Origin of the sequence: Amycolatopsis sp. NPDC006125, assembly GCF_040614195.1 — a bacterium.
GTDB classification, from domain to species: domain Bacteria; phylum Actinomycetota; class Actinomycetes; order Mycobacteriales; family Pseudonocardiaceae; genus Amycolatopsis_E; species Amycolatopsis_E tucumanensis.
Genome location: NZ_JBEXTZ010000005.1, coordinates 77,809 through 100,026, shown reverse-complemented (window position 1 = coordinate 100,026; position 22,218 = coordinate 77,809). Strand labels below are relative to the sequence as shown.

Below are 22,218 nucleotides of genomic sequence, written 5' to 3'. Positions count from 1 at the left end.
ACCCGAATGTGTCGCGGCGGGCGAGGGCCGACCAGGCGAAACGAGTGGAGCGTCACGTGGTACCGAGGTCGCCGGCCACCTGGTCCAGCTTCGCGCGGATGCGGGCGACCGCGTCCGCGCCGAGCGGAAGCCGCAACGGCGCGTCCGCGGCCCCGGCCACCGCGACGATCGCCGCCGCCGCGTCGGCCGGGTCACCCGGCGGGTCACCGTCGTCGTCGGTGTAGTCGGGTGCGGCGTACGCGTCGATCTTCTGCGCGACCTGGGCCGACGCGCCGCTGAAACCCGTGTCGAACACCCCCGGCTCGACGATGGTCACCCGCACCCCGAACGGCGCCAGCTCTTCGCGCAGAGCTTCGTGCAGCGCCTCGACGGCGAACTTGCTCGCCGCGTACACCCCGAACCCGGCGCCGGCCGAGAAGCCGCCCATCGAGCTGATCGCCAGCAGGTGCCCACTCCGCTGGGCGCGCATCACCGGCAGCACGGCGCGGGTCACCGCCAGCACCCCGAACACGTTGGTGTCGAACAGGGTTCGCGCTTCCGCCGGTGACGTCTCCTCCACCGCGCCGAACAACCCGCGGCCCGCGTTGTTCACCAGGACGTCGATCCGGCCGAACCGCTCGACGGCGCGCTCGGTCGCCGCGCGGGCCGCCCCCTCGTCGGTGACGTCCAGCGGCAGCACGAGCAACCGCTCCCCGGTGAGCCCGACGCGCTCCGGACGCCGCGCGGTCGCGACCACGGCGTCCCCCGCGGCGAGCGCCTGCCGGGCGATCGCGGTGCCGAAACCACCGGACGCGCCCGTGATCAGCCAGGTCTTCATGGTATCCCCAGAAAGTAGACTGAGTTGATTTCTCGCCTCAGTATACCTTTGGCTCACCCCTGCTCGACGATGAGCTTCCTGGCCAGCCGAGCCGGACCGACCGGGACGGTGCCGGTGACCAGGTTGGTGGCGGCGTCCACGACGGTCACGGTGTCGGCCCCGTTGGCGGTCACGAGCCGGGGTGAGCGCGTGATCACCGTGACCGTGTTGTCGCTGTAGTTGGTGACGTGGACGCGCGACGGGCCGGCCGCGACGGCGAGCAGGTGGGTGGTGCGCGTGTCGTAGACCGTCAGGTTGCGCGAACCGGTGTTCGTGACGAACACCTTGATCCGCGGCGGGTACGCCACCGCGGGCACGGCGCGGCTGCGAGCAGAATCGCCGAGCAGGCGACGGCAACGGTTCGTGACCACCTGGGCACGGGGTCTCTCCCTCGAGATGTGCAGCACCGGATCGGACGCCGCCCACGCCGCACCTCGCCGGGAGTGGACGCGCGGGTGGCGGCGCCGCGCACCGAGCACGGCATCGGAGCGGCTGCGTCCCGGCCCGTCACCGAACCCACACCAAATCGGCTGCCCCGGCCCCCGCCGGGCGCGCAACCAACCCCACCTAACCCCGCTCCGCCTCCGCGATGCGTCGCGCGGCGGCCGCCTGCTCGAACGGCGTGTCGCCGTGCGCGCGGCGGTCCCCGAGGGTGGCGAACAGCTCCGCGACCGTCGCCGAGTCGTGGTGCGACGCGTGTTCGGCCAGATCCGGCGCCACCGACCCGAGGATCTGCCGGAACCGGATCTCCGCGAGCGGGCCGAGCCGGTCGTAGATCTGCACGAACACCCGCTGCGCCCGCGCCCGGTCCCAGCCCGCCGGCAGCAGTTCGGCGGGCAGGTCCGGGTCGGTCTCCGGGAAGTGCCGCCAGTCCACGCGCAGCTCGGTCCGCATCCGCAGCGCCTGCTTCGGCCCGATGAGCCCGTCGTCGAGGCTCTGCAGCATCGGCTCGTACCGGTCAGCGAACTCGCGGTACTCCTTCGCCAGCGGCTCCAGGTCGAACGCGGCGACCGGGCTGACCGGCCCGCCCGGCACCTCGGTCGACCGCAGCACGGTCGCTGTCGTGATCCCAAGCTCGCGCAGCACCTCCAGGGCCTGTCCGCCCAGGTCGTGCGGCGACACCCACACCCCGTCGTACAGCGCGGCGAAGCGCAGGACCCGCAGCCGCGAGCGCAGGTTGTTGCGCAGCGTCCGGTCCTGTTCGGGGACGGAGAACGCGACGACCGTCCAGCGGCCGTCCCACTTCGGGGCGGTCGAGCCGAACGTCAGCATGCGGTGCGTGCGCTCGACGATCACTTCCGACGTGCGCGGCGGGATCCCGTACGCGGTCGTCCGGCCCTGCCGGGACGCCGTGAGCAGCCCGCGCGCCGCGAGCCGCCGCATCGCCGCACGGGCGCCGTCGGCCGTGACGTCGAAGTCCGCCAGCAGCCGGACCAGCGCGGTCGCCGGCACGTGCTCGTCCCGCCAGTACCAGAAGTCACCCAGCAGCGACGTGAGCAGCAGCTGGGGTTCGGCGCCGTTCTGCGGGCGGGGCAACGCGTCCCCCGGTTTCTTCGCGGTCACCGGCCCAGTCTCGCACAGGTCTTGAAATAGGCGACAGCTCGTGCGACGCTCGTCCTCAACTTCGACAGCAACCCTCTCCGATCGCCTGGCAAGGCCCAACGCAGGGAGAAACACGCCATGCGCCTCACCCTCCGCCGTCCCCTCGTCCTCGCGGTGGCCGCCGTCCTGGCCGTCACCGGCTGCGGCCAGGCCTCGTCCGGCTCGGGTCCCGGCCCGGGCGCCGCCACCGTGCCCGCCCTGCACGACGCCCTGCCGCAGCAGGTCAAGGACTCCGGCGTGATCAGATTCGCCGGGGACTCGCACCCGCCGTACCGGACCGTCGGCGCCGACGGCACCAGTGTCACCGGCATCGACAAGGATTTCCAGGACGCGCTCGGCCGGGTCCTCGGCGTCCGCACCCAGACCGTGGTGGTCAGCAACCTCCCGGCCGCACTGCAGGGCATGCTCAGCGGCCGCTACGAGGCCTTCAACGGCCCGGTCAAGGCCACCGCCGAACGCGAGCAGCAGTTCGACTCGATCACCTGGATGACCACCCGCACCTCCTACGTCGTGCCCGCGGGCTCCACCGCCGGCATCAAGACGGTGGACGACCTGTGCGGCAAGCGGGTCGCGGTGGTCAGCGCGAGCATCGTCGAGGAGCAGCTGAACAAGCTCTCCCAGTACTGCACCGGCGCCGGCCGCGCGCCCACCACCACGATCGGCCTGGCCGACACCAACGCGACGATGCTGGCCGCCCAGTCCGGCCGCGCGGACGCCGCCGGGATGACCCAGGCCGCGGCCATCGACGTCACCACCGCGCAGAAGGGCGCCTTCACCTACGTCACGCAGACCGAGGCGCAGGGCGCGACCGCCGACAACCTCGCGCTGCTCGTGCCCAAGACCAGCGGCCTCGGCCCGGTGCTGCGCGACGCGTTCCAGGCCCTGTTCGACAGCGGTGAGTACCGCCAGATCATGCAGAAGTGGGGACTGACCGACGTGACGGTCGAGAAACCGCTGCTCAACGTCGCCACGTCCCGCTGACCACGGAGAACCCATGACAACCCTCACCGCGGCGCCGCCCGACGACGTCGCCACCGCGCGCCACCGGTTCCGGCCGTGGCGCTGGGTGGCCGGGATCGTCCTGGCGGTCGTCACCGCCCAGCTCGCCTGGTTCCTCATCGGCAACTCCCGCTTCCAGTGGGACGTCGTGGCCGAGTACCTGTTCGACCCGACCGTGCTCGCCGGGCTCGGCACCACCGTCCTGCTCGCGGTGGTGGCGATGGTGATCGGCTCGCTGGTCGGCGGGCTGCTCGCCGCGGCGCAGCTGAGCGACTTCGCGCCGCTGCGCTGGGCCGCTACCGTCTACATCGGAGTGTTCCGCGGCATCCCGCCGCTGGTGCAGCTGATCTTCTGGTTCAACCTGGCCTACCTGCTGCCGCGGCTGTCGATCGGCATCCCGTTCGGCCCGGTGTTTGCCTCCTGGGACGCCAACCTGGTGATCACTCCGCTCACCGCGGCGATCATCGGCCTGTCGCTGGTGGAATCCGCCTATCTGGCCGAAATCATCCGCGCCGGGCTGCTCGGGGTGGACAGCGGGCAGCGCGACGCGGCCAGGGCGATGGGTTTCACGCCCGGCCAGACGTTCGTGCGCGTGGTGCTGCCACAGGCGATGCGCACGATCATCCCGCCCGCGGGCAGCCAGTTCATCAGCGTGCTCAAGGGCACCGCGCTGGTGTCGGTGATCGCGATGGCCGACCTGCTGCACTCGGTCCAGGTCATCTACAACCGCACCTACCAGATCGTGCCGATGCTCATCGTCGCGTGCCTGTGGTACCTGGCGGTGGTCACGTTGCTGACGATCGGCCAGCGCCGCCTGGAACGGCACTTCAGCCGGGGACACGGGGTGCAGAAATGAGCGATCCGGTGCTGCGCGTGCGCAACGTGCGCAAGTCCTTCGGCGACCACACCGCGCTCGACGACGTCAGCCTGGACGTGCACGAGGGCGAGGTCGTGGTGGTGATCGGCCCGTCCGGGTCGGGCAAGTCGACGCTGGTGCGGTGCGTGCACCAGCTGGAGAGCATCGACGGCGGCGCGATCTACCTCGACGACGAGCTGCTCGGCTACGAGCGCCGCGGTTCCCGGCTGCGCCCGCTGCCCGAGCGGCGCGTCGCGGCCCAGCGGCGGCGGATGAGCATGGTGTTCCAGCAGTTCAACCTCCTCCCCCACATGACCGTGCTGCGCAACGTCACCGAAGCGCCGGTGCGCGTGCACGGCCGGGACCGCGCCGAGGCCAGGGCGGAGGCGCTGGAGCTGCTGGCGCAGGTCGGCCTGAGCGACCGCACCGGGCACTACCCGCGGCAGCTCTCCGGCGGCCAGCAGCAGCGCGTGGCGATCGCCCGCGCGGTCGCCACCCACCCGCGGATCACGCTGTTCGACGAGCCCACCAGCGCGCTCGACCCCGAGCTGGTCGGCGAGGTGCTCGGCGTGATGCGGGACCTCGCCGCGAACGGCATGACCATGGTCGTGGTGACCCACGAGATGGCCTTCGCCCGCGAGGTCGCCGACCGCTGCGTGTTCATGGAGGCGGGCCGGATCGTCGAGTCCGGGCCGCCCGCGGAGCTGTTCGGCGACCCGAAAACCCCGCGGCTGCGGGCATTCCTGGCCCGCCACAACGCGACGATGGAGGGTGTTTCGTGATCACCATCGCCTCGGTCGGGGACCTGATCCTCGACGAGCCGGACCCGGCGTCGTTCCTCGCCCCGTCCGCGGACCTGCTGCGCTCGGCCGACGTGACGATCGGGCACGTCGAGGTCCCGCACTCCACGACGACGGTCTCGCAGAGCACCGACGTGCCCGCACCGCCCGCCGACCCCGCGGCTCTGAAGGCGCTTGCTCAGGCGGGTTTCGACATCGTCACCCTGGCGGGCAACCACATCTGCGACGCCGGTGACGTCGGCGTGGCCGACACCATCAGGCACTCCCGGGAAGCCGGGCTCCTGCCGACGGGCGCGGGGGCGAACCTCGACGAGGCCCGCAAGCCCGCGATCGTCGAGCGCGACGGGCTGCGGGTCGGCGTGCTGTCCTACAACTGCGTCGGCCCGCGGGAATCGTGGGCCACGTCGAAGAAGCCCGGCTGCGCCTACGTGCACGTGCTCACCCACTACGAGCTGGACCACGCGAGCCCCGGCGGGCCGCCGAAGATCTACACCTTCGCCGACCCGGACAGCCTGGACGCGATGGCCGACGACATCCGGGCGCTGCGCGCGGACGCCGACATCGTGCTGGTGTCGCTGCACAAGGGCGTCGGGCACACCCCGGCCGCGGTCGCGATGTACGAGAAGCCGGTGGCCCGCGCGGCGATCGACGCGGGCGCCGACGCGGTGTTCGGGCACCACGCGCACATCATGCGCGGCATCGAAACCCACCGGGGGAAGCCGATCTTCCACGGGCTCGGCAACTTCGTCACCGTCACCCACGCGCTCACCCCGGGCACCGGCTCGGACTCCAGCGCGGAACTGGAGGCGTGGTCGCGGCGGCGCAAGGAGCTGTACGGGTTCGCGCCCGACCCGCGGATGCCCGCCTACCCGTTCCACCCGGAAAGCCGCAACACCGCGATCGCCTGGCTCGGCTTCGACCGCGACGGGCTCGCCGAAGCCGGGTTCGTGCCGTGCTGGATCGACGAGCGCGGCGCGCCGGTGCCGTGCGGCGGCACGCCCGACGGCGACCGGGTGACCGGCTACATCGACGACATCACCCGCAGGGCCGGGCTGAACGGGCGGTTCACGCCGCGCGGCGACCGGGTCCTGCTGGCCGACATCGAAAGGACGTCATGACCGACCAGCCGCTCGCCGGGCGCACCGTCATCGACCTGACCACCGCGCTGGCCGGCCCGTACGCGACGCTCCTGCTCGCCGGGCTCGGCGCCACGGTCATCAAGGTGGAGAACCCGTTCACCGGCGGGGACTCCTCCCGCAACAACGCGCCCTACCTCGGCCGCGACGGGCTCTCCCTGACGCGACGCGGCGACGACGACATGTCGGTGTCGATGCTCGTCCGCGGCCGCAACAAGCTCAGCGTCACCCTGAACCTGAAGAACCCGCGCGCCAAGGCGGTCTTCGCCGACCTGGTGCGCGACGCCGACGTGCTGGTGGAGAACTACAGCCCGGGCGTGACGCACCGGCTCGGCATCGACTACCCGGCGGTGCGGGAGCTGAACCCGCGCCTGGTCTACACCTCGATCAGCGGGTTCGGCGCGCAGGGCGGTCCCGGCTCTGGCAAGGCGATGGACTCGATCATCCAGGCGCTGAGCGGCGTGATGATGACCGCGGGCGAGCCGGACGAAGGCCCGGTGCGGTTCGGGCTGCCGGTCGGCGACATGCTGGCGCCGCTGTTCGCGGTGATCGGGACCGTGTCGGCGCTGATGCAGGCCGAGCACACCGGCGAGGGGCAGCACGTCGACGTGTCGATGCTCGGCGCGCTGACCTCGCTGGTGGCGTGCGAGCCGTTCGACGCCTTCGAGGCGGTCGGGCTGCCGCAGCGCACCGGGTCGATGGTGCCGCGGCTGGCGCCCTTCGGGATCCTGCCTGCCGCCGACGGTCACGTCGCCCTGTGCGCGCCGACCGACGCGTTCGCGCACGGCGTGCTGCGTGCGATGGGACGCGCGGACCTGGTCGAGGACGACCGGTTCCACAGCCGGGACCAGCGCGTCCGGCACGCAGACGAGCTGCACGACCTGATCCGCGAGTGGTGCGCGTCGCGCCCGGTGGCCGAGGTGGTCGCCGCGTTCGCCGCGCACGGGGTGCCCGCGGCGCCGGTGCGGGAACCGCGGGAGGCCGTGCGCGATCCGCTCGTGCGGCAGCGCGAGGAAGTGGTGCCGCTCGCGCACCCACGGCACGGCGCGGTCGCCGACCTGTCCGCGACCGGCATCCCCATCCGGTTCTCCGGCGCCCGCGCGGGTTTCGACCGCCCGGCGCCCGCGCTCGGCGAGCACAACGACCAGGTGTACCGGGAGCGGCTGGGGTACAGCGCCGAACAGCTCGCGGAACTGGCCGCCGACGCGGTGATCTGATGGTCCCGGTGATCGGATACGTGGGCGCGGACGTCCCGGTGGAGCTGATCACCGCGGCCGGGGCGCGTCCCGTGCGGCTGGCCGGGCGGCCGGACGCGGACCGGACGCTGGGCGAGAAGTACCTCGGCCGCGGCCTCGACCCGGCGGCGCGGTCGCTGCTGTCCCGGTTGCTGGCCGGGGAGTTCGGCAGGCTGGACGGGCTCGTGGTGTCCCGCGACTGCGAAGCGTCGCTGCGGCTGTTCTACGCGCTGCGCGAGCTGCGGCGGGTGGAGCCGGCGGTGGCGCTGCCGCCGGTGCACCTGGTCGACGTGCTGCACCTGCCGCACCGCACGACGACGCGGTACGTGCTGGCGAAGGTCCGGCAGCTGCGGGCGACGCTGGAATCGTGGACGGGCTCCGTGATCACCGACGCGGCACTGACCGACGCGATCAACGCGCACGACCGGTTGCGGGCGCTGCTCGGTGAGATGGCGGCCCTGCGCCGGCGCGGACGGCTGAGCGGGACGCGAGCACTGTCCATCGTGGCCCGGACGACGGCGTTGCCGGTGCCCGCGGCGATCGAGCTGGTGGAGTCGGTGCTCGAGGAGGAGCACGCCCCGGTGCCGGGGCTGCGGGTGTTCCTCACCGGCAGCGGGCACGACGGCCCGGAGGTGTACGAGGCGCTGGAGGAGGCGGGATTGCTGATCGTCGGCGAGGACCACGACTGGGGTGATCTGCTGTGGCAGCGGCGGGTGGGCGCGCCGACCGAGCTGGCGCTGGCCGAGCGCTACCAGCACAACGGGCCGTCCGCCCCGCGCGCGTCGATCCGCGCCCGGGCCGCGCACACCGCCGCCGCGGCGCGGGAGTGCGGAGCCGAAGCGCTGATCTCCTACGTCCGCGAGCACGACGACGCGCCGCCGTGGGACTACCCGGCCCAGCGCGAAGCCACCGGGTTGCCGGCGGTCCTGCTGGAACGGCAGCCGTACGGCGGCCTCACCCCCGAAGCCCGCACCGCGATCAAGGAACTGCCGTGACCCGCCTCGCCTCCGCGTCCGCCGCCACCGCCTACCAGAAGGAGTGGTTCGCCGGCCTGCGTGCGCAGGACGGGCCGCTGGCGCTGGTCAACGCCGACGCGCCGCAGGAGATCTTCCGCGCCATGGGCATCCCGTACGTGGTGAACCAGTGGTGGGCCTCGATCGTCGCGGCGAAGCGGCGCACCCAGGACTACCTCGCGCTGCTGCGGGAGCGCGGCTACCCGGACTACGTGGAGCAGTACAGCTCGACGTCGCTGGCCTCGCTGTTCGATCCCGACCCGGCGAACGCGCCGTGGGGTGGCCTGCCGCGGCCGTCGATCGTGCTCGCCGAGACCACCGGGGACGCATCGCGCAAGATCTTCGACGTCTGGGACGCTCAGCCGGGCATCACGTTCTACCCGCTGGAGAGCGCGGCCGCGGACGACGTGCCGGTGCGCTGGTGGGAGCTGATGCCGCGGCGCTGGGAGGAGGCGATCGGCAGCGACCGGCTCGACCTGATGGTGGGCGAGCTGGAGGGGCTGATCCGGTTCCTGGAGCAGACCACCGGGCGGGTGTTCTCCGAGACCCGCTTCCGGGAGGTGATGGCGCTGGTCAACGAGCAGCAGGAGTGGAACCGGCGCACCAGGGACCTGATCGCGGCGGCGCGGCCGTGCCCGCTCGCGGTCACCGACAGCATTCCGAGCGTCATGGTGCCGCAGTGGCACCGCGGGACGGAATGGGCGCGGGACGCGGCGCGGGCCTTCCACGACGAGGTCGCGGCGCGCATCGACGCGGGCGCGGCGGTGTGCGAGGACGAGCGCGTCCGTCTCATGTGGATCGGCCGGGGGTTGTGGTTCGACCTGGATTTCTACCGCCGGTTCCAGGAGAGCCACGGCGCGGTGTTCGTGTGGTCGATGTACCTCGCGATCGCGGCCGACGGGTACCTGCGCTACGGCGACGACCCGTTGCGGGCGCTGGCTTCGCGCTTCGCCGCGTTCTCCGACCAGCTGTACACGCCGCCGTGGTCGGCCGAGTGGTACGTGAAGGAGGCCCGCAACCACGGCGTGGACGGCGTGGTGCACCTGGTCTCCGACGACGCGCGCGGTGGCTACTTCACGACACGCGCCCTGCGGGCGGCGGGCATCCCGGTGCTGGAGCTGCACGCGGACAACGTCGACGCACGGCAGGCCTCGCCCGAGACGATCAGCGCCGTGGTGCGCGACTGGCTGGACCGTGAGGTGTGCTGAACGAGCCCGATACCCGCAGTGCTCGGCAGCGGTCGCCGGAGGCGATCAGCACAACCTCCAATGTCCACGGCGCTCGGCGACATGCGGCAGCCGCCGCCCCAGGCGATCAGCGCGCGCGAGGGGCGGAACCGTGACGTGCGCCGAACCACCCTCGGCACCCACGGCGCTCGGCGACGCGCAGCGGGCGGCGCCCCAGGCGCGCGGCGTGCGCGACGGGCTGAACCACCCCCCGATGCCCACGCGGCCCTGCGGCAGCCGTCGCCCGAAGCGATCAGCTCACTGGTGCGTGAATGGTGAACCCTGAACCCCCGTCGATGCCCGCCGTGCTCGGTGGCGCTCTGGTCGCCTTGTTCGCCGCGTCGCTGACCAACACCATCGCCGGCATCGCGCTGCCGACGATCGCCGGGGAGCTGGGCGGGCAGGACAAAGTGGCGTGGGTGGCGAGCGCCGCGCTGCTGACCATGACGGCCGCGACCCCGTTGTGGGGCAAGGGCGCCGACCGGCGGGGCCCGCGGCCGCTGCTGCTGGCGGCGATCGCGGTGTTCGTGGCCGGCTCGCTCATCGCGGGCACCGCGACGGCGATGGGCTGGCTGATCACCGGCCGCGCGGTGCAGGGCGCCGGCGCGGGCGGGATCCTGGCGCTGTCGAACGCCCTGGTGGCCGGGCTGGTCCCGGCACGCGAGCGCGGCCGGTACACCGGCTGGTTCGGCATGTCGTTCGGCGTCGCGTCGGTCGCGGGGCCGCTGGCCGGTGGTCTGGTGGTCGGCGCGTGGGGCTGGCGGTGGTGCTTCCTCGGCGTGGTGCCGATCGCCGCGGTGGCGGCGGTTCTCGTGCGGCTGGCGCCCCACCGGCAGCCACCGACATCCCGCGCCCCCGTGGATTACGCGGGCGCCGCACTGCTCACGGGCGCACTGGGCGGCCTGGTGCTGCTGCTGTCCGCAGCGGGCACGGCGTGGCCGTGGCTGTCCTGGCAGAACCTCGTGCTGGGCCTCGTGGTCGTGGGCCTGGGTATCGCGGCCCTCGCCAGGGAGCTGCGGGCCGCGGATCCGATCCTGCCGCCCCGGCTGTTCCGCGTGCCGTCGTTCGCCGCGGCGGTCGGCGCGAGTTTCCTGCTGGGCGCGGTGATGTTCGGCGGCATCATCTACCTGCCGCAGTACCTGCAGGTGGTGCGCGGGCACGACGCGGTGCGCGCCGGCCTGTTGATGCTGCCCCAGATCGGCACCATGATCGCGGCCTCCGTGCTGACCGGGCGGCGGATCGTCGCGTCCGGCCGCTGGAAGGTGTTCCCCGCGGCGGGGTGTGCGTTGCTGGTGGTGGGCCTGGTGATGCTCGCCCCGCTGACGCCCGCCACCTCCCCGTGGTGGCTCGCCGCCGCGATGGCGGTCCTCGGCGCGGGAACCGGGATGGCGCAACAGGTTCTGGTGCTGGCGGCGCAGAACGCGGTCGGTCCCGGTGACCTGGGGGTGGCCGGTTCGGCCGCCACGTTCGCCCGCTCCCTCGGCGGCGCGGTCGGCGTGGCGGCCTTCGGCTCGGTCATCGCGTCCCACCTCCGCGACGGGCTGCCGGGCGATCTGCTCGGCACTCCCGAACAGATCGCCCGGCTCCCGGCCGCCTTGGCGGAGACAGTGCACCTGACCTACACCAGCGGGCTGCGGCTCGCGTTCCTCGCCGCGATCCCGTTGGCGCTGCTGGCCTTCGCCGCGGTCGTCACCGTCCGGGAGACGCCGTTGCGGTGAACGGCCGGTTGAACACCGGCGGCGTGAACGGCACGTACCGGCCGCCCATCACCCGCGGCGAGGTGGACGGCCAGTGCCCGGTCCGCAACCGGTCCAGCATCACCTCGATGGCCGTCACCTGCTCGTCCGCGGTGAACGTGCAGTGCCCCGCGGTCTGCACGTACGTCTGCCGCAGCAGCGGGCCGTTGCCCGCCGACCGCACCACCGCGCCGTAGGACTGCTGCTGCGCCACCGTCGAAATCTGGTCGCCGGTCGCGTTGACGGTCAGCACCGGGATGTCCAGCTCGCCGTCGAACACGATGCCGCGGCTGAGGTAGGCCACCGCGGACGGGTCGGCGGCGATGCGCGGCGCCGCCGCCAGCCGCGCAAGGTCCGCGCCGAGGTCCAGCCCGGCCCGCCGGTACAGCTCCCGCACCGCGGGGTCGTCGCCGAGCTGCCGGGCGTAGTCCACCCCGGTGTTCCACGACGGGTTGCCACCGGCCAGCTGCTCGATCTGCCTGCGGCTGCTCATCGCCTGTCCGATGTAGGGCAACGGCCCGCCGGCCAGCGCGAGGTACGTGCCCTCCTGGCGCTCGGTCACGGTGCGGGGCAGCGGCGTCTCGGAGCCGTCGGCCGCGAGACCCCACTCCGGGAGCTGCCCGATCGCCCCGGCGAGTGCGATCCGCGCCCGGCCCTCCGGCGTCGCCTGTGCCCCGGCGAGCGCCGAGATCCACGCCTGCTGCGTGCCCGGCACGTCCGCGGGGATGCCGGTCACCGGCAGGTCGCGGTCCGGGAACAGCAGCGTCTTCAGCGTGAACACGGTGTCCAGCTTCTGGTTCCACTGCCCGACCGCGCCGCCGAGGCCACCGCAGAACGGCACCGCGGCGTCGAACACCTCCGGGTGCACCTGCGCCGCCCCGGCCGAGACGAACCCGCCCATGGACTCGCCCGACGCGATGGCCCACTTCGCGGGGCCGGAGGCCGCCTCGAAGCGGGACAGCGCCTCGGCCTGGTTGTCGATCGCCCGCGCGATGTTCCACCCGGTGACCGTGCGGGTGGTCCCGCCGACGGCGATCCCGCGGTCCACGAGCCGGGCGGTCAGCGGATCGGTGAGCCCGCCGGAGGCGAAGTCGAGCCCGACGATCACCGTGCCCTGCCAGTGGTCCGGCTTGACGAACAGGTACGGCGTGCCGTCGGCGAGGCGGCCGTCGAGACAGGACGCGCCGGCGAGGCACTGGTCCGCCGCCGACGCGGGCACCGCGGTCCCGGCGGTGAGCAGGAGTGCGGCCACCAGGGCACGCGCGAGCCGCCTCATCGGACCGGGAAGTTCTTCGCGGCGACCTCCCACCCCGGCGTCGCGCACAGCGTGCACGAGCCGAGGAAGTAGCCGCGGGCCACCGGGTTGCCGTTGAGGGTGAAGTCCAGCCAGTTCACCAGCACCGCGACGGCCTCCTCACGCATGGCGGCGTCGACCTGCCCATCGCGCAGGCCGTACCAGAACCCGCTGTGGCCGGCGCCCGGGTTGGTCGCCCGCACGGCGGGCACGGTCGCCAGGTCGTAGTTGGCGAGGCTGTTCTCGTGGGCCACGTCGGACGGTCCGCCGTCGAGGAACAACGCCGGGGTGTGCAGTTTCGCCAGCTCCTCCCGGCCGTACCCGTACCGCCCGTCGGCGAAGAAGCCACTGTCGAGCGAGGCCACCGACTTCACCCGCGGATCCGCGCCCGCGACCAGTGCTTCGAGCCCGCCGCAAGAGTGCCCGGCCACCGCCACGCGGTTCAGGTCGAGCCGGTTGCGCAGGTCGCTGCCCTTGCGGTCGTTCTCCCGCTCGGCCCAGGTGATGCCGTCGGTGATCACCTCCGGGCGCGGGGTGCCGTTCTCGTCGTTCGCCGGCTGGTCGACCGCGCCGACCGCGACCACGACGAAACCGTGTGCGGCCACCAGCATCTCCGTGGCGAGCAGCTCGTTGTTGCCGAGGTGGCGGCACGCGCCGTTGCCGATGACGACAACGGGCAGCCTGCCGTGGATCTCGTCCAGGTCCGCCGGCCGGTACACCGTGTACTCGACGGCCAGGCCCCGCGTGTTCGCGGCCGCCTCGCGGACGACGGGGTGGAACTGCTCCATCGCCGGCCGGTTCGCCGTCTCCGGAGTCGTTCCCGATGCCAGGCCCACCGTCACACCGGTGAGGGCCACGGCCGCCGCGGCGGCCGTCAGGACCTTCCACACGAACTGCTTCACAGGACGCCTTCCCTTCGTTGGGGGACCTCACTGTGGTCATTTAGCACGACGACCGTCAACGGCACTGTCACTCAGTGGAAGGCCTCTAGACTCCGGCCATGACCGGACCCGCCCCGCAGCACTCGCAGCGCCTGCTGGGCACCTTGCTCGGCGACTACTGGTTCTGGCGGCGCGGCCCGTCGCCTGGTCACCACGTCGGCAGGGAAGCCGTTGCGCGCCTGAGATCTCGACGAGCTGCCAGTCCTACGCGGACTTCCTCACGACAGACGACACCTCAGAGCCCTATCGGACATCGCTGTGTAGCCTGACGACGCCGCGGACGGCGCCGTCACGGATCCCGACCCGGCTGTCGAGGAGTCGCCGGCGAGATCCTGCGGGCACGGGAGTGATCCGGGTCACGCGTTGTCACACCCCGGGGAGCCGCTTTGTCAGATGGTCGACCCTCTGCGAAGGAGACACCATGAGCGGCAACACCGAAGTGATCGTGATCGGCGGCGGTTACGCCGGAGTCATGGCGGCGAACCGGCTGACGCAGCGCGGCGACGTGACCGTCACCCTGGTCAACCCGCGCCCGGAGTTCGTCGACCGGATCCGCCTGCACCAGCTGACCGGCGGCACCGGCCCGGCGGTCGTGGACTACCGGAAAGTGCTGGCCGCGGGCGTGCGGCTGGTGGTGGACACCGCCACCCGCATCGACGCCGCCGCGCGGCGCGTGACGCTGGCCGGCGGCGACACCCTCGGCTACGACTACCTGGTCTACGCGGTGGGCAGCGGCAGCGCGGACCCGGGCGTGCCCGGCGCGGCCGAATTCGCCCACCCCATCGCCTCCCTGGAGGAAGCCGAGCGCGTGCGGCCACTCCTCGACGCGGCGTCGACCGTGACGATCGTGGGAGGCGGGCCGACCGGCATCGAAACCGCCGCCGAGCTGGCCGGGCGGGGTCGCGCCGTGACGCTGGTCTGCGGCGGTGAACTCGGCCCGTACCTGCACCCGAAGGGGCGGCGCTCGGTCGCCCGGCGCCTGGAAAAGCTGGGCGTGACCGTGCTCGACGGGCCCACGGTGACCGCCGTGACGCGGGACGCCGTCGAACTCAGCGACGGCCGCGCGCTGCTGTCCGGGGTGACCATCTGGACCGCCGGGTTCGGCGTGCCCGACCTCGCCGCCCGCAGCGGCCTGACCACCGACGCGCTGGGCCGCCTGCTCACCGACGAGACCCTGACCAGCGTGGACGACGAGCGCATCGTCGCGGCCGGGGATTCGGCGGCGCCGTCCGGACTGCCGGTGCGGATGAGCTGCCAGGCCGCCGTCCAGGTCGGCCCGCAGGCCGCGCGGACGGTCCTGGCCCGGATCGCGGGCGAGGAGCCCGCGCCGATCGACGTCGGGTTCGCCGGGATGTGCATCAGCCTCGGCCGCCGGCACGGCATCTTCCAGTTCTCGACGAAGGACGACACCGCGAAGGCCAACTTCATCGGCGGCAGGCTCGGCGCGCTGGTGAAGGAGGTCATCTGCCGGAGCATCGTGTGGCAGCTGGGCTACGAGGCGCGCCACCCCGGCAAGCGGCAGTGGTGGGCCAAGGACGAGAAGCGCCGCGAACTGGTGCGGGACCAGGCGCCGGCCGTCACGGACCGGGCGGCTTGACGCGGGAAGCGGTGCCCGGCTCAGGCGACGCGGACGACGTCCCGTCCCGCGGCCGGGTACCGCTCCAGCACCTCCGGGTCGTGGCCGGGCAGCACGATGCCGCCCAGCTCGCGGATCCGGTCGAACGCGCCGTAGACGCCGGGCATCGAGTGCAGCAGCGGCGCCGGGCGGTCGTCGTCGAGGTTTTCGTAGAAGTGGCTGGCGTCCGAGGCCACCACGACCGGCCCGGCCGCGGTCGCGACGCGGACGATCTGCATCCCGGCCGTGTGCCCGCCGACGAGGTGGACGCTCAGCCCGGGCAGGACCTCCACGTCGCCGTCCACTTCGGACAGCCGGTCGCCGCGGACGTGGCCGAGCGCGTCCTCGTCGAGCAGCCAGTGCTCGCGCCGGATGCGCTTCGCCCACGGTCCCGTCCAGTAGGCCAGTTCCGCGCGCTGCACGACATAGCGGGCGCCGGGGAAGTCCGCGACCGTCCCGGCGTGGTCGTAGTGCAGGTGCGTGAGCACCACGAGGTCCACGTCCCCGGCCGCGACGCCGATCGAGTCCAGCAACTCGGCCGGACGCCGGTAGTCGAGGCCGGGCGGCACTCGCGTCGGGTGGATGCCGGCGTCGATCAGGACGGTGTGCTGGGCCGACCGCGCCAGCCACACGTAGTACGCGGTCGGGTGCGGCTGGTCGGCCTCGCCCGCGGCGCACCCGAGGAAGTGCTGTCCCCGGGTGCCCTCGCGGCGGCCGTAGCAGAGGGCGTGGACCTCGTACCGGCTCACCGCGCGGCGCCCACCGGCTCCGGCGCGGCGGTTTCCTCGAGGCCGAGCCGCGCGGTCGGCACGCGGTAGGTCTCGCGCGCGGTGGCCACCGCGATCACGTTGACCAGGCACAGCCCCGCGGTGAAGATCGACACGCCGAGCCACGCGCCCGCCCCGTCACCGGCGACCGCGGCGGCGACCGTCGGCAGGAACCCGCTGATGGCGAAGCCGATCTGGGTGCCGATCGCGGTGCCGGACAACCGCACCCGCGCCGGGAACATCTCGCCGTAGAAGGCGGGCCAGACGGCGCTGGTGGCGGTGTAGACGACGCCGAACAGGACGACGCCGACGGCGAAGATCAGCACCCAGCTGCCCGCCGCGATGGCGCCGAGGTAGGCGAAGATCAGCACCGCGCAGCCGAGCGACCCGGCGATGAACAGCGGTTTGCGCCCGACGCGGTCGGCGAGCTTCGCCCACAGCGGGATCGAGACGACGGCGGCGATGTTGGCGAGGACCCCGACCCACAGCATCGGTGTCTTGCTCAGGCCGACGGTGTTGACCGCGTAGGACAGGGCGTAGACGGTGAAGATGGTGCTGACGGAGGCGATCAGCGCGGCGACGATCACCCGGAGCACGTCGGCCCAGTGCTCGCGGAGCAGCACGACCAGCGGCAGCTTGGTGACCTCGCCGGCGCGGACCTCCTGCTCGAACACCGGGGTCTCCTCGACGGTGCGGCGCACCAGGTAGCCGACGAGGACCATCAGGGCGCTGCCCCAGAACGGCACGCGCCAGCCCCAGGACAGGAGTGCGTCCTGCGGCAGCGCGGCGACCGGGAGGAACACGGCGGTGGCGACGATCTGCCCGGCCTGGGTACCGCTGAGGGTGAAGCTGGTGTAGTAGGCGCGCTGGTTCTCCGGCGCGTGTTCCAGCGACATCGAGTTGGCGCTCGCCTGCTCGCCGCCCGCGGACAGCCCCTGCAGCAGCCGGAGCGCGACGAGCATGATCGGGGCGGCGACCCCGGCGGTCTGGTAGCTGGGCAGACAGCCGACGAGCACCGTCGAGACGCCCATCAGGAGCAGGGTGAGGACGAGCACGCGCTTGCGCCCGAACCGGTCGCCGAGGTGGCCGAGCAGGATAGCGCCGAGCGGCCGCGACACGTAGCCGACGCCGAACGTGGACAGGGCCAGCAACGTGCCGGTCGCCGGGTCCGAGGCCGGGAAGAAGATCTTGCCGAACACGAGCGCGGCGGCCGTGCCGTAGATGAAGAAGTCGTAGTACTCGAGAGCGCTGCCGACCCAGGCGGCGAGTGCCGCCTTCCGCGAGCGCGCCCTGTCGGCACCCGGCTGAGCCACCACGTCGTGCTCCTTCTCAATGGACCAGATGGTTAATTGCAGATACTCAGGTAGCCGCGGCGGGGTTGTCAAAGTGGCTCCGGTCACAGATGCGCGCCGGTAACTTGGGATCATGTGGCGCGGCTGCGTGGCCCGATTTGGCGAGCGGCGGCCGTCGCGGTGGTGTGCACCGGGTTGCCGGTCTTCACGGTCGCCGGTTCGGACCGGCAATCCCGCGACGCCGCGGTGATCAAACTCAGCACCGCCCAGCGCTTCAAGGTCTACGAACAGGAACTGGTTGTTCACGACCCCGCTCGCGTCCGCACCCTGGACGACGAGAGCGGACGACGTCCGGTCGTTCTGGATCTACGCCCCACTGCTTGCCGGGCTCGCCGGAGCCCCGGCGGCCGGCCGGGCGGGTGTTCGCGACCTACGCCGAAGGCGGCGAAATCGAACTGGGCGGCGCGCACCTCACCGCAACCCCGCCGATTCACCCGAAGGGACTAGTCAACTGCTGTATCAGGTCGCGCCCCGGGTGCGTCCTGTAAGCAAGAACTCCCTCCGGGACGGTGAACCATGCGGAGGTATCAGGCAGCAGCGTTGCTGATCGGCGCGGCTCTCGCGGGGTGCGCGGGCGGGTCGCCGATCCCCGGCGAGCAGACCGCGGACAGCCCGCCCGAGAGCACCACGGCGAGCGAGACGACCACCGGCACGACGGACACCACCGAGCGCACGCGGACGTCGAAGAAGAGCGATCCGCCCGGGGTGCCGGGCAGCCCGATCAACTACGACAGCACGGTGCGCGCGGCCGGGCCGACCAGCGCGCAAGGCGCGATCCTCCGCGAGCTCGCGGAGTTCTGCGGGCCGGACCGATGCGGTGTGCGGGTGCGGATCGTCGGTTCCGGCGACTGCGCGACGGACATCTCGCCGGACCCGGTGTACCCGGGCGGAACGATCACCATCACGGCGAAACCCTGTGAGACCACGGAGGAAACCACCACCGAGGAGTCCACCGAGGAGTCCTCTTCGGAGCAGTCCACTTCGGACACCACCGGTGGCTAGGACCCGGCTGTCACCACCCCGCCCCCGGACACCGCCGCAGACCGGACCGGCCAGAGCGCTGCGGGTCGTCGGCACCCTGGCCGCGAACGCGACGCTGCTGACCGGCCTGCTGTACTACTTCGGTTTCCTGACCACACAGGTGTTCTTCAGCTACTTCCGCGTGCACTACACACTCCTCGGCCAGACCACGCCGGAAATCCTGGCGCGCGGCGTGGACGGCCTGCTGCTGCCGATCGCCGAGATCGCCGCGGCCGTGTTCCTGGTGCTCGGGGTGATCCGCTTCCTACGGTTCCGGCTGTCGCGGCGGGCGTGGCAGACCCTCCTGCGCCGGGCGACGCCGGTGGCCGCGGTGCTGGGGGCGGCGCTGCTCGCGGTGACGTTCGCGATCGCGCTGGACCCGGTGCCCTACCGGCGGTTCACCGCGCTGCCCGGCCTGGGTTTCGCGCTCGCCGTGGTGCTGCTGATCTTCGCGTGGCGCCGGTGGACCGCCCCCGCAGGCAGCGCGCTCGGGGTGGCGGAGTGGCTGGTGGCCTACGCGCTGGTGACGTTCGGCCTGTTCTGGGCGGTCGCCGACTACGCGGGCCAGGTCGGCGCCCGGCGCGCCTTCGAAACGGAGCAGGCGCTGCCCGCCCGCCCCGCGGTGGTCCTCTTCAGCACCCAGCGGCTCAACCTCCCGGGCGAAGTGCACTGCCCCGCCCCGGACGGCGCGTTCCAGTACCGCTACCCCGGGCTGAAGCTACTGCTCCAGTCGGGCGGCCAGTACGTCCTGGTGCCGGACGGCTGGCGCCGCCCCGAGGACGCCACGTACCTGCTCCCCCGAACGAACACGGTGTGGCTGGAGTTCAGCCCGCCGGGCACCCCCGCCGCCGGCTGCTGACGCCTCAGCCGATGCGCCTGCCCTGCCCGGCCCAGTACGGCGCGCGCAGCGACTTCTTGTCCACCTTGCCCGACGCGTTCAGGGGCAACGCGGACACGAAGTCCACCGACTTGGGCGCCCACACGCTGCCCTTGTGCTCCTTGACCAGAGCGATCAGCTCCTCAGCACCGACATCGGACCCGGGTTTCGGCACCACGACCGCCTTGACCGCCTCACCCCACTTCGGGTCGGGCACGCCGAACACCGCGCACTGCGCGACCGCGGGGTGCTGCGCCAGGACGTCCTCCACCTGCCTCGGGAAGACGTTGAACCCACCCGTCACGATCATGTCCTTCTTCCGGTCGACGAGGTAGAGGTACCCGTCGTCGTCGAGGTAACCGATGTCCCCGGAGTGCACCCAGCCATCGCGGATCGCCTCGCTGTCGAGCGCCGGGTCGAGGTAACCGACCATCTGCCCCTCCTGCCGGGTGCAGACCTCGCCCACGTCGCCGACCGGCAGGATCCGGTCGGACTCGTCCTGGATGCTCATCTCGACGTGGAACATCGGGCGCCCGGCCGACGCCAGCCGCGCGGCCTCCTCCGGCGTGCCGAGCCGGTGGTCCTCCTTGCGCAGCGTGGTCATGAACCCGGGCTCGTGACCGGCGTAGGTCTGCACGAAGATCGGCCCGAGCGCGGCCAGCGCCTGGCGCAGGCGTTCCGGCGCGATCGGGGACCCGGCGTAGACGACCGTGCGCAGCGACGAGAGGTCCGTGTCGGCCAGGCGCGGGTGGTCGAGCATCAGGTACAGCGCGGTCGGCACCACCGCGGTCGCGGTGACACGCTCCTTCGCCACGGTCTCCAGCAGCAGGTCCACGTCGAGGGAGGGCAGCATGACGTTCGTCCCGCCGCGCATGAACGTCGGCAGCACGAACGCCCCGGTGAAGTGCGTGAGCGGCGCGCCGTGGGCGAACACCTCGCCGGGCCGGGTGTCAGCGATCTCCAGACCGGCGGTCACGATGTAGTGCGACCAGGCCTCGTGCGTGTAGACGACCCCCTTCGGGGTGCCCGTCGTGCCCGAGGTGAACGCGACGTAGGCGAGGTCGTCCGGCGCCGGCTCGGGGACCGGTGTCTCCGTCGGCGCCGCGCTGAACACCATCCCGTAGTCCCACGTGTCCGCCAGGTCCTCCCCGCCGCCCAGCCGGACGTAGCGCCGGATCCCCGGCAGCCGGGTGCGGAACTTCCCGACCACGGGCTCGAACTGGGCGTGGTAGACCAGTGCCGACGCCTCCGACTGTTCCAGGAAGTAGGCGAGGTCCTCGGCCGAGGCCCTGGCCGGCATCTGCACCGTCGCCGCGCCGGCCTTCCAGATCCCGTGCTGCGTCGGGATGAACTCCAGGCAGTTCGGCATCAGCAGCCCGACGCGGTCCCCCTTGCGCACCCCGAGCTCGTGCAGGCCGTTGCCGACGCGGTCGGACCACTCCCGCAGCTCCCGGTACCGGATCCGGCGGCCACCGTCCACGATGGCCACCCGGTCCGGGTAGTACGCGCAGGCGCGGTCCAGGACGCTCGGCAGCGTTCCCCACAACGACATCAGGACTCCTTTCCGGCCGCACAGGCCTCGGCGAGGGGATCGACGGGAACGGCCCGGAGGGCCGAGGTGTATTCCGCCCGGACCGACTCGACCAGGTCGGCGACGCTCTGCACGCGATGCACGCCGTGCGCGCTCTGGCCGGCCGGCCAGGCGCGCGGCTGCTCGAGCAGGGTCCGGAAGTCGAACCCGGTGCGATCCTTGCCGTCGCCGGCGGCGGCCAGCGACGCGGCGAGGAAGTTGGCGGGCAGTCCGCTCGGGCCCCGCGACTGGACGATGTCGTCGAGCGAGGCGTCCACGAGCGCCTGCCGGTAGTCGTCACCGGCCAGGCTCTCCTCCGTGGCGATGAACCTGGTGCCCATGTAGGCCAGATCCGCGCCGAGCAGGCGGGCGGCGAGCAGTGCGACCCCGTCACCGACACCACCGGCGAGGACGACGGGCCCGGCGTAGCGCTCCCGCACCGCGCGGACGAAGGAGAACGGGTTGTTCCACCCCGTCTGCCCGCCGGCCCCCGACGTCAGCAGCACGAGACCGTCCGCTCCGGCGGCGAGCGCGCGGTCCACGTGGCGCAGGGTGGCGACATCGGCGAACACGAGCGCTCCGGCGTCGTGCAGCGGCCCCACCACCGGCTCCGGGGAACCGACGCTGGTGATCACCACCTCGACGCCGTGCCGCACGAGGCAGTCCACATCCTCCCGCAGCCGGGTGTTCGACCGGTGCACGACCAGGTTGGGCGCCACCGGCGCGGCCGCGGCGGGCAGCGCCGCCCGGATCAGGGACAGCCACCGGTCGAGCTCGGCGGGGTTGCGCGCGTTGTGCGTCGGGAACGAGCCGATGACGCCGTGCCGGCAGGCGGCGACGACGAGAGCGGGACCCGAGACGGCCGTCATGGGCGCCGCGATCAGCGGCAGGCGCAGCCGCGGCGCCCAGGAAGAGGGAAGCATGCGGTTTTCTCCGAGCAACGGTGACCGGCAGGAAAAACGAAATCGACGAATTCGACAAAAGAAGATCAGCGCGACGGTGAATGCGTCACACCGCTCCCTGTCGCGTCCGTGAACACCACTGGCTATCTAACGCCCGATAAGTAGGGCACGCACCGCTCCGTTTGTCAAGTTCGCCCTGCGGACAACCCGTCCGGCCGCGGCAACACGGTTGAACCTTTGACCATTCAGGACTGAAACTTCCCAGCACAGCAACGGATCAGACCCGTGAGACGTCGGCTCACGGTGCCACTCGACGGCGGCCCGCGAGACCGAAGCGTTACTCGATCACGCCGCCGCCCGCCCCGGCCCACCTCACCCCAACGGGTGGTAACCCGCTCCCGTGGACCACGGGGACTTGTCT

The 22,218-nt window shown here is 72.5% G+C and carries 20 protein-coding genes; 11 read left to right on the top strand and 9 right to left on the bottom strand.

Annotated features, from left to right (window positions below; genetic code table 11):
• Positions 1-52: 52 nt before the first annotated feature.
• The 3 genes from ABZ193_RS04560 to ABZ193_RS04550 form a co-directional block, all read right to left on the bottom strand.
• Positions 53-817, bottom strand: coding sequence for an SDR family oxidoreductase (locus ABZ193_RS04560; RefSeq protein ID WP_354708899.1), 765 nt, complete (start codon positions 815-817; stop codon positions 53-55).
• Between the two features lie 53 nt (positions 818-870).
• A complete protein-coding gene (locus ABZ193_RS04555) occupies positions 871-1,227 on the bottom strand; it encodes a hypothetical protein (RefSeq protein ID WP_354708898.1) in 357 nt (118 codons plus the stop codon).
• Positions 1,228-1,423: 196 nt separating this feature from the next.
• Positions 1,424-2,419 carry a PaaX family transcriptional regulator C-terminal domain-containing protein gene (locus ABZ193_RS04550; protein WP_020418932.1) on the bottom strand — a complete coding sequence of 332 codons (996 nt, stop codon included), beginning with the start codon at positions 2,417-2,419 and terminating at the stop codon, positions 1,424-1,426.
• Between the two features lie 117 nt (positions 2,420-2,536).
• Here ABZ193_RS04550 and ABZ193_RS04545 point away from each other — a divergent pair, with 117 nt between their 5' ends.
• The 8 genes from ABZ193_RS04545 (at position 2,537) to ABZ193_RS04510 (ending at position 11,441) form a co-directional block, all read left to right on the top strand.
• A complete protein-coding gene (locus ABZ193_RS04545; protein ID WP_354708896.1) occupies positions 2,537-3,439 on the top strand; it encodes a transporter substrate-binding domain-containing protein in 903 nt (300 codons plus the stop codon).
• Between the two features lie 13 nt (positions 3,440-3,452).
• Positions 3,453-4,313 carry an amino acid ABC transporter permease gene (locus ABZ193_RS04540; RefSeq protein WP_354708895.1) on the top strand — a complete coding sequence of 287 codons (861 nt, stop codon included), beginning with the start codon at positions 3,453-3,455 and terminating at the stop codon, positions 4,311-4,313.
• Positions 4,310-5,095 carry an amino acid ABC transporter ATP-binding protein gene (locus ABZ193_RS04535; protein ID WP_354708894.1) on the top strand — a complete coding sequence of 262 codons (786 nt, stop codon included), beginning with the start codon at positions 4,310-4,312 and terminating at the stop codon, positions 5,093-5,095. Before ABZ193_RS04540 ends, ABZ193_RS04535 begins: the two co-directional genes overlap by 4 nt.
• Positions 5,092-6,231 carry a CapA family protein gene (locus tag ABZ193_RS04530; RefSeq protein ID WP_354708892.1) on the top strand — a complete coding sequence of 380 codons (1,140 nt, stop codon included), beginning with the start codon at positions 5,092-5,094 and terminating at the stop codon, positions 6,229-6,231. Before ABZ193_RS04535 ends, ABZ193_RS04530 begins: the two co-directional genes overlap by 4 nt.
• Entirely contained in the window at positions 6,228-7,466 is a 1,239-nt protein-coding gene (locus ABZ193_RS04525; protein WP_354708890.1) for a CoA transferase, read from the top strand. Before ABZ193_RS04530 ends, ABZ193_RS04525 begins: the two co-directional genes overlap by 4 nt.
• Entirely contained in the window at positions 7,466-8,479 is a 1,014-nt protein-coding gene (locus tag ABZ193_RS04520; RefSeq protein ID WP_354708888.1) for a 2-hydroxyacyl-CoA dehydratase family protein, read from the top strand. The genes ABZ193_RS04525 and ABZ193_RS04520 overlap by 1 nt, the downstream gene beginning before the upstream one ends.
• Positions 8,476-9,705, top strand: coding sequence for a 2-hydroxyacyl-CoA dehydratase family protein (locus ABZ193_RS04515; RefSeq protein WP_354708886.1), 1,230 nt, complete (start codon positions 8,476-8,478; stop codon positions 9,703-9,705). The genes ABZ193_RS04520 and ABZ193_RS04515 overlap by 4 nt, the downstream gene beginning before the upstream one ends.
• 290 nt (positions 9,706-9,995) lie before the next feature.
• The gene (locus ABZ193_RS04510) at positions 9,996-11,441 is read left to right on the top strand and encodes an MDR family MFS transporter (protein ID WP_354708885.1); all 1,446 of its coding nucleotides are present in this window, start codon (positions 9,996-9,998) and stop codon (positions 11,439-11,441) included.
• Here the strand turns inward: ABZ193_RS04510 and ABZ193_RS04505 are convergent.
• Positions 11,413-12,735, bottom strand: coding sequence for a hypothetical protein (locus ABZ193_RS04505; protein ID WP_354708883.1), 1,323 nt, complete (start codon positions 12,733-12,735; stop codon positions 11,413-11,415). The two genes, ABZ193_RS04510 and ABZ193_RS04505, sit on opposite strands and share 29 nt — an antisense overlap.
• Entirely contained in the window at positions 12,732-13,655 is a 924-nt protein-coding gene (locus tag ABZ193_RS04500; protein ID WP_354708882.1) for a hypothetical protein, read from the bottom strand. Before ABZ193_RS04500 ends, ABZ193_RS04505 begins: the two co-directional genes overlap by 4 nt.
• A gap of 460 nt (positions 13,656-14,115) precedes the next feature.
• Between ABZ193_RS04500 and ABZ193_RS04495 the strand changes: the two genes are divergently transcribed.
• Entirely contained in the window at positions 14,116-15,291 is a 1,176-nt protein-coding gene (locus ABZ193_RS04495) for an FAD-dependent oxidoreductase (protein WP_354708881.1), read from the top strand.
• A gap of 20 nt (positions 15,292-15,311) precedes the next feature.
• On the opposite strand, the gene ABZ193_RS04490 is transcribed toward ABZ193_RS04495, so the two are convergent.
• A complete protein-coding gene (locus ABZ193_RS04490) occupies positions 15,312-16,058 on the bottom strand; it encodes an N-acyl homoserine lactonase family protein (RefSeq protein WP_354708880.1) in 747 nt (248 codons plus the stop codon).
• Positions 16,055-17,392, bottom strand: a complete 1,338-nt coding sequence (locus ABZ193_RS04485) for an MFS transporter (protein WP_354708879.1) — start codon at positions 17,390-17,392, stop codon at positions 16,055-16,057. The genes ABZ193_RS04490 and ABZ193_RS04485 overlap by 4 nt, the downstream gene beginning before the upstream one ends.
• A gap of 552 nt (positions 17,393-17,944) precedes the next feature.
• On the opposite strand from ABZ193_RS04485, the gene ABZ193_RS04480 reads away from it, so the two are divergent.
• Both ABZ193_RS04480 and ABZ193_RS04475 read left to right on the top strand, forming a co-directional pair.
• A complete protein-coding gene (locus ABZ193_RS04480) occupies positions 17,945-18,430 on the top strand; it encodes a hypothetical protein (RefSeq protein WP_237338576.1) in 486 nt (161 codons plus the stop codon).
• The gene (locus ABZ193_RS04475; RefSeq protein WP_354708877.1) at positions 18,423-19,307 is read left to right on the top strand and encodes a hypothetical protein; all 885 of its coding nucleotides are present in this window, start codon (positions 18,423-18,425) and stop codon (positions 19,305-19,307) included. The genes ABZ193_RS04480 and ABZ193_RS04475 overlap by 8 nt, the downstream gene beginning before the upstream one ends.
• Before the next feature lie 4 nt (positions 19,308-19,311).
• Here ABZ193_RS04475 and ABZ193_RS04470 read toward each other — a convergent pair whose 3' ends face one another.
• Both ABZ193_RS04470 and ABZ193_RS04465 read right to left on the bottom strand, forming a co-directional pair.
• Positions 19,312-20,877, bottom strand: coding sequence for an AMP-binding protein (locus ABZ193_RS04470; protein WP_237338574.1), 1,566 nt, complete (start codon positions 20,875-20,877; stop codon positions 19,312-19,314).
• Positions 20,877-21,818: a nitronate monooxygenase gene (locus ABZ193_RS04465; protein ID WP_354708875.1), complete on the bottom strand. Its 942-nt coding sequence runs from the start codon at positions 21,816-21,818 to the stop codon at positions 20,877-20,879. The genes ABZ193_RS04470 and ABZ193_RS04465 overlap by 1 nt, the downstream gene beginning before the upstream one ends.
• Positions 21,819-22,218 lie beyond the last annotated feature (400 nt).